Annotated in this window: 2 protein-coding genes; both read right to left on the bottom strand. The window is 67.4% G+C overall.

All coding sequences use genetic code 11. The annotated features are described in order from the left end of the window. Positions 1 to 1,354, bottom strand: a 1,354-nt coding sequence (locus AOZ49_RS31485; RefSeq protein WP_054479832.1) for a methyl-accepting chemotaxis protein, incomplete at its 3' end; no start/stop codon positions are given. A gap of 138 nt (positions 1,355 to 1,492) precedes the next feature. Continuing rightward, entirely contained in the window at positions 1,493 to 1,966 is a 474-nt protein-coding gene (locus AOZ49_RS31480; protein ID WP_054435754.1) for a hypothetical protein, read from the bottom strand. Positions 1,967 to 2,149: the final 183 nt, after the last annotated feature.

Genomic DNA, 2,149 nt, shown 5'->3' with positions numbered 1-2,149 from the left:
TTTCCTTGGCCGCCTGCGCGCTGCGCTGCGCCAGCGAGCGCACTTCGCCCGCCACCACCGCGAAGCCCTTGCCCTGCTCGCCGGCACGAGCGGCTTCCACCGCCGCGTTCAGCGCCAGGATGTTCGTCTGGAAGGCAATACCGTCGATGACCGACACGATTTCCGAGATCTTGCGCGAGCTGGCCGAGATGCCCTGCATCGTGTTGACCACTTCGGCCACCGCCGAACCGCCGCGCTCGGCCACGTCCGAGGCGCTGGCCGCCAACTGGTTGGCCTGGCGCGCGTTGTCGGCGTTCTGCTTGACGGTCGAGGCCAGCTCTTCCATCGAAGCGGCGGTCTCTTCCAGCGAGGCCGCCTGCTCTTCCGTGCGGCTCGACAGGTCGGTGTTGCCGGCCGAGATTTCGCGCGAACCCACCGTGATTTCGTCGACGCCGCGGCGCACCGTGGCCACCGTGCGGGTCAGGCTCTCCTGCATGCGCTTGAGCGCGGCGAACAGCTGGCCGATTTCGTTGTGCGAACGCACTTCGACGCGGCTGGTCAGGTCGCCGGCGGCGATCTTGTCGAAATGCTGGCCGGCCTCGACCAGCGGACGCACCACCAGGCGGCCGAACAACACGCGGCAGAACACCATCAAGGCCAGCGCCAGCGCCACCGCGACGGCGACGGCGATCATGGCGCGGTTGAAGTTGGCCTCGGCCTGGTCGATCGTGGCCTGCTGCTGGTCGCCGATGTACTTGCTGAACTCGCCAATGGCCTCGATGAAGGCGGCGCTGCGGGGCGTGCCGTATTCGTTGTTGACCATGTAGAAAGTCGAGTAGTCCTCGCTGCGCAGCGCTTCCACCATGGTGTCGACGCCGTCATCGATGTACGAGCGGTAGCGGCGGACCAGGTTCATGGACAGCTGGCGGCCGGTATCGTCCTGCAGCATGTTCTTCTGGAAGTCGGCGAAGCGGCTGCGCACGCCGGTCAGCAGATCGGTGGCGCCCTTGAGCGCCGCGGCCGCGTCACGCGCCGAGTTCTCGCCGCTGCCCCAGCCGGATTCCTGCAGGTGGCGGGCCGCGACCATCAGGCTGACGCGCGCGCGCAGCATGTCGCTGTTGATCACATCCACTTGCTTGGAGCGTTCGGTCAGCGCATTGACCTCGCGGATGGACTCGTAGTTGTGCTGCAGGAAGAAGGCGGCCAGGCCGCCCACCGCCGCGATCAGCACCGCGAAGAACGCCATGACCCACAGCAGCATCGTGCCGACGCGGGCGTCGCGCAGTCTCAGCTTGCGTTTCACCTTGGGCGCACGCGAGGCCTTTTTCTTACCGACCTTGCCTGACTTCGCTCCGGATTCCAGACTCGCTTCCATATTCTTTCCCCATCCCTCAGGTACAGCTCTGACCAAATGAAAAACCACCCTGGCGTGCCTTCCTTGCGGAACGGGCACGCATCAGGGCGACGTACGCGGCGGCCACGGGGGCCGGCACGCTCTCCGCGAAAACGGGACCTAGCGGCCCTGGCGCATCGGCTCGGGCGACACGACGGCCGGCCCCGGTATGACGATGGTCTCCACCTGGACCTCCGGCGCGGGCGGCTGCGTCCATTCCTGACTGGTGTCAGGCACGGGCGCGGGGCCCAGCAACTTCTGGCGTTCCCAGGGTTCCAGCAGAATATTGGTGCTGTCCACGAGGCGCATCAGGCGGCCGTCGGGGCCGAACTGCAGCAGCGCTTCCTTGCGGCTGTACAAGCCGTCCGGGACAAACGTGATCTTGAAGGACCAGAGGGCGAGGAAGGTGCCGTCGGTCTGTTTGTAGAACTTGTCGGGCGGCGCGGTGAGCGCCCGCGAGGCTTCTTCCAGCGTCGTCTGCCCTGGCGTCAGGGTCGACAGCTTGCCGGGGTCGAAATTGTGGCCCGTCGCCGAGCAGCCGGCGATCAATGCCGTAATCGCCGCTGCCGCCAGAAGATGTAGATAGCCTCGCATACCTGCCCATTTACCGGTCATTGCCGGCGTCAGAAAGATTCCCAATCATCGTCGGCCGGCGCCTGGCGGCGGGTGGCCGCCGGAGCCGGCTTGGCCTCGTTCGCCGCGGCCGTGGCCGTGGCGGCGCGCGGCGCCGGACGGCGCAGCGGACGCGCCGCGCTGGCCGCTTCCGCCGCGGGCGCC

The organism is Achromobacter sp. 2789STDY5608615, assembly GCF_001298995.1.
Classification (GTDB): domain Bacteria; phylum Pseudomonadota; class Gammaproteobacteria; order Burkholderiales; family Burkholderiaceae_B; genus Achromobacter; species Achromobacter insuavis.
The sequence above is the reverse complement of the archived record's forward strand: the minus strand, read 5'-3'. Positions and strand labels throughout refer to the sequence as shown.

Excerpts from the sequence above, each read along its gene's own strand:
- AOZ49_RS31480 (WP_054435754.1), bottom strand. The coding sequence starts at position 1,966 with ATGCGAGGCTATCTACATCTTCTGGCGGCAGCGGCGATTACGGCATTG.